Origin of the sequence: Caulobacter sp. SLTY (genome assembly GCF_009905535.1) — a bacterium.
GTDB lineage: Bacteria > Pseudomonadota > Alphaproteobacteria > Caulobacterales > Caulobacteraceae > Caulobacter.
On record NZ_JAAALA010000064.1, the window covers coordinates 1 to 4,886 of the forward strand.

6 protein-coding genes are annotated in these 4,886 nt (G+C 69.9%); 4 read left to right on the forward strand and 2 right to left on the reverse strand.

Annotation, left to right across the window (positions count from 1 at the left end):
- Both GVN21_RS20085 and GVN21_RS20090 read left to right on the forward strand, forming a co-directional pair.
- Positions 1-474: hypothetical protein (locus GVN21_RS20085; protein WP_166576516.1), on the forward strand; the 474-nt coding region annotated here is incomplete at its 5' end.
- Positions 475-549: 75 nt separating this feature from the next.
- Entirely contained in the window at positions 550-1,062 is a 513-nt protein-coding gene (locus GVN21_RS20090; RefSeq protein WP_166576517.1) for a hypothetical protein, read from the forward strand.
- 13 nt (positions 1,063-1,075) lie between these two features.
- On the opposite strand, the gene GVN21_RS20095 is transcribed toward GVN21_RS20090, so the two are convergent.
- Positions 1,076-2,728 (reverse strand): tetratricopeptide repeat protein, encoded by a 1,653-nt coding sequence (locus GVN21_RS20095; RefSeq protein ID WP_166576518.1) that lies wholly within the window; start codon positions 2,726-2,728, stop codon positions 1,076-1,078.
- 383 nt (positions 2,729-3,111) lie between these two features.
- On the opposite strand from GVN21_RS20095, the gene GVN21_RS20100 reads away from it, so the two are divergent.
- Positions 3,112-3,519, forward strand: a complete 408-nt coding sequence (locus tag GVN21_RS20100) for an RcnB family protein (protein ID WP_166576519.1) — start codon at positions 3,112-3,114, stop codon at positions 3,517-3,519.
- A 43-nt stretch (positions 3,520-3,562) separates the two neighbouring features.
- Here GVN21_RS20100 and GVN21_RS20105 read toward each other — a convergent pair whose 3' ends face one another.
- The gene (locus tag GVN21_RS20105) at positions 3,563-3,982 is read right to left on the reverse strand and encodes a VOC family protein (protein WP_166576520.1); all 420 of its coding nucleotides are present in this window, start codon (positions 3,980-3,982) and stop codon (positions 3,563-3,565) included.
- 64 nt (positions 3,983-4,046) lie between these two features.
- Here GVN21_RS20105 and GVN21_RS20110 point away from each other — a divergent pair, with 64 nt between their 5' ends.
- Complete coding sequence (locus GVN21_RS20110; RefSeq protein WP_166576521.1) at positions 4,047-4,715, forward strand: hypothetical protein; 669 nt, start codon at positions 4,047-4,049, stop codon at positions 4,713-4,715.
- Positions 4,716-4,886 lie beyond the last annotated feature (171 nt).

The following is a 4,886-nucleotide window of genomic DNA, read 5'->3' on the forward strand; positions in this document are numbered from 1 at the left end:
GCCCTCCTCGCCGCCCTGGCCCTGACCTGGCAAGGCACGACCTACATCCCGCCCGGCGCCACCCCGCCCAGCGAGAGCGGCGACATCTGGGTGCTGGGACAGAGCGACGAAGGCCTCTACCTGGCCATTGCCCATCCCATCGCCTTCGAGCCCGGCAAGGTGCGCGCCGTCACCCTGGTCACCATCTATCGCCGGCCGGAGGCCCAGCCCGGCGGTCGGCTGGCCGATCGCCATGACATGGGCCTGATCTTCGACTGCGCGGCGCGGACGACCCAGATCACCGGCTCGGCCCTGTGGGACACAAACGGCCTGGGCATTGAGGTGCGCGGGCCGGTGAGGGGCAGCCACGCGGTGCCGACATCCTCCGCCGTCGGCCTGGCCTACGGCATGATGTGCCAGGGCAAGGGCGAGAAGCGGGCCGGCCAGTACATGCACGATATCGTCGCCCGCTGGCGCTCCACCGGCCGGCCCTGACGCGCGCGTCGCCTCGCACGGAACGATCCCCCACCCTTCCGGATTGCGTCCTCCACAAGGGCTGAGGAGGCAATCATGGGTCTGGCGCTGGCGCACATTCCGGAGAAACTGACCGGCGAGGTCGGCGAGAAGATCAATGCCCGGGGCCAGGACCCCGCCCATGTGGTGATGGGCGTCGCCCTCTGCCTGGGGGTGGTGGCCGCCGTCAGCGCCCTGGGCAGCCGCGATGGCCGCCAGCCCGCCGCCCCCGGCGCCGAGCCCACCCGCCATCCGCTGGCCAAGCTGATCTGGCCGGCCGTCACCTCGACGGGCACCATCGCCGCCCTGCGGGTGTGGAATGCGCCGGACGGCCCGGCCCGCAGCCGCACCCTGGCCCTCTGGGCCGCCACCCAGGCGCTGGGCCTGTTCTGGATGAAGCGCCGGCCCGAGCGTTTCCCGCTGCAGCTGACCGCCGCCCTGACCACGGCGGCCCTCACCGCCCTCTACGCCCGCTCCGCCCTGACGGTGGACGAAAAGGCCGCCCAGCTGATCGCCCCGACCAGCTTCGCGGGCCTGTCCTCCCTGGTGGCCCAGCCGGTCGAGCTTTGACGGACCGCCCGCCCTACAGCCCGGCCCGCGCCAGCCACTCCTTCGCCAATTTCTCGCCGCCCTCGGCGGACTTCCGGATCAACGCCAACCCTCGCGCCTCCTCCACCGCCCCGCCCTGCCCCAGGTAGACCATCACGCCCAGTTGGTAGCGGGCATAGTTGTCGCCTGCGCTCTCCGCCTTGCCGTACCATTGTCGGGCCTGCGCCAGGTCGCCCTGCCGCTTGGCGATGTCACCCAGCCAGCCGAATGACCGGTTCTCGCCCTTGTCGGCCGCCTTGCGCAGCCATTCGGCGGCCAGCCGATCGTCCTTCGGCCCGCCGATGCCACGGCTAAGCGCCTGGCCATAGCGATACATACCGGCGGGCAGCCCCCGCTCGGCGGACTTGCGGAACCATTCCCTGGCCGCTGGGCCATCGGCCGGTCCGCCCCGACCGTGTTCAAGCAGCGAGCCCATCCACATCTGCGCCTCGGCGTCGCCCGCCGCCGCCGCCTTTCCGAACCAGAGCCGTGCGCCGGCCTCGTCCTTCGTGCCGCTGACGCCTTCGTACAGAAAGTTGGCGTAGATCCGCTGCGCGATCGCATCGTCCGCCTCGGCCCGTTTCCGAAGCAGCGCCATCGCGCGCCCGGGGTCCTTGGGCCCGCCCCGGCCGCGCGCCAGCAGGATCGCCAGGCTGCGCATCCCGTTGGGATTTTCCTGGGCCGCCGCCTTCTCCAGATAGACCCGGGCCCGCACCTCGTCCCTGGGACCGCCGACGCCCTGGGACAGCAGCCCCCCGGCGCCCGCCTGGGCCTCGGTCAGGCCCTGGTCCGCGGCCAGGATCACCATCGCCCTCGCCTCGACGGCGTCCTTCGGCCCGCCGCGACCGTCGAGCAGCAGAACGCCCAGCCGGAACCGGCTGGACGGATAGCCGGTCGTCGCGCCGATGCGGTAGAGCCGGCGGGCCTCCACCTCATTCTTGGGCAGGACCGTGCCGATTCCCGCCTCATGCCAGGTCCCCAACGCATGGACCGCCGGCGGATAGCCCTGGGCGGCGGACTTGCGGATCCAGGCCAGGCCGGCGGCCTCGTCCTTGGCCACGCCCTCCCCCTGAATCAAGCTGTAGCCGAGAAACAGCTGGGCCCGCGGATCGCCGGCCTCGGCGCCCTTGCGCCAGGCCGGCTGGCCCTTGGCCGCCCATTCCTGCGCCCGGGCCGCATCCTTCGGCACGCCTTTTCCGGTCCGATACAAGTGAGCCATGCCGAAGGTCCCGCCCGGCTCGCCCAGATCCGCCGCCCGGCGGAACAGATACATGGCCTCGTTGGGGTCGGCCGGCATGCCGTCGCCCTCCATGTACAGCCAGCCCAGGGAGGACATCGCCGCGGCATGGTTCTTTTCGATCGCCTTGCGATACCACATCGCGGCCTGGGGAAAGTCCTGGACCACGCCCATCGGCATATCGCCGTACAGCCGACCCAGGCGGTACTGCGACTCCGCATCGCCCAGCTCCGCGCCCTGGCGGTATAGCCGCCGCGCCTCATCATACCGCCCGGCCTTCTCGGCCGCCCGTCCCTGGTCAAGGATGGCCTTGGCCTCTGTGTTGGAGACGATATAGCCGGCCATCCCGGGCGCCGGCGCGGCCAGCAGCAGGGCCAGCCCGAGCGCGGCGGCGCGCAATGTCATGACCATGAAACCCCCTCTTCGTTGCGGCCCGAGTCATGGCCCGCCGAACGCCGGTCGCCAATCCCCATTTGCGGTATGACCCGCACGGACGCCAGGCGATGGACCAGGCGCTGTAAAGGCGGACAAATCCGCCCGGGAATTATACCCGGGTAAAATTCCGCCCCCCTCACCTGCTCATTCTCGTCCAGGACCCTGCGCCCGATGCGGCTTGGCCCACGCCCAAACGCAACACCGCTGCAACAGTCCGGCAACCAAGAGAAACATTAGAAATATCATGAACTTAACCTGACCCACGCCGTTCAGCTTGGGCTCAGTCGCCAGGCGCCATGGTGGCTTCGTCAACAACAACAGCGCCCTCTCCCCGGGGCGCACACTCAAGGAGAACCACCATGAAGAAGTTTCTGATTGCCGCGACCGCCCTGACCGTCATGGCCGGCGGCATGGCCACCACCGCCAGCGCCGCCCCCCGCGACGTCCGCGAAGCCAGGCAGGACGTCCGCGCCGCCAAGCAGGACCTGCGTCAGGCCAAACAACAGAACCGCGCCGAACGCCGGGCCGCCAAGCGCTACAACGCCGGCCGCTACACCCCGCCGCGCGGCTACAACATCCGCCGCTACCACGCCGGCCAGCGCCTGCCCGCCGCCTACCGGGCCCAGGCCTACCGCGTCGATCACCGCCGCTACGGCCTGGGCGCCCCGCCCCGCGGCTATGAATACCGCCGGGTCGGCAATGACGTGGTGCTGACCGCCATCGCGTCGGGCCTGATCACCGCCGTGGTCCTGGACCTGTTCAACTAAGGAGACTTTGGGCGCCCTCGCGATCTTCGGGGGGGCGCCTTTCCTATTCCGGCAACCGCTCGGGGTTCCAGGCGACCTCCCAGAGGTGCCCATCCGGATCCTGAAAATAGCCCGCGTAACCGCCATAGAAGGTCTCGTCCGCCGCCTTGACGATCCGCCCCCCGGCCTGCTCCGCCTGGGCCAGGACGGCGTCGACCTCTTCCCGACTCATCACGTTGTGGGCCAGGCAGAAGGCCGTCGAGCTGATCGGGGTCACCGGCAGGCCCGCGTCATGCGCCAGGTCCTCCTGCGCCCACAGCGCCAGGCCGAGGCCGGGCTGGAGTTCGAAGAAGGCGACCGCGCCATGCTCGAACTCCTTCCCAACGATCCCCTCGGTCTCCAGCCCGAGGCCGTCGCGATAGAAGGCCACCGCCGCCTCCAGGTCGGCGACGGCCAGGGTGATGAGGCTGACTCTGGGCTTCATGGGGTCCTCGCTGGCGGCCGGCGGCCTAAGCCGCTAGAATAAGGCGCGTTCCGTCAGGGGGGATATGATGTTCAAGCGCGTGATGTTGGGCCTGGCCGTGGCAGCCACCCTGGCCGGCGGATCGGTGAAGGCGGCGGAGCCGAATATCATCGTCCTGAACGTCAGCGGCGAGTCGATCCGCTTTCCGGTTCCCAAGGGCCTCTGCCCGGCGACCGGCCTCTATGCCGAGGTGGCCGACAAGGTCGCCAGGCTGGATGATGTCAATGACACCCTCCTGACGCTCTACAGCTGCTCGGACATGGCGGCGAAGACCTTCGACCTGGGCAACTATCTGATCGTCAAGGCGCCGAAGTCGATGGCCAACCAGAACCTGCCGCTGTCCACCCTGCTCGACGCCTATCGCCAGTCGCCGGAGATGTTCGGCGAGGCGGTGGACCAGGCGGTCGATACCAAGGAGCTGGGCAAGGACTTCTCCGAAGCCTTCGACGAGAAGATCACCGTGGGCGGCGGCATCAAGGTGGCCGGCGCCGACGCGGGCGGCATCTATCTGGTCGGCGCCATCGAGATGGAGGGCGGCGGGCGGACGACCGAGACCTCGCTGGCCACCGGGGTCACCTCGGTGAAGGGCAAGATCCTGGGCATCAACCTCTACGGCCCGGGCGGCGACGGCGAAGTCGCCAAGCGGCTGCGGGAAACCAAGGCGGCGGTCGCCGCGACCCTGGCCGCCAACTGACCGACAAAATCCCCGGCCCTGGGTCGCCGACCGAGCGGCCGCCGTCTTGCTCCCGTCGCAGGGCGGCGATAGCGTCCCGTTGTCCGTGGGCGGGGCCTCTGAAACGATGCGTATTCTGTTCGCCGTCGCGCTGGTCCTGAGCGCGCCCACCGCCCTGGCCCAGGCCCCCGA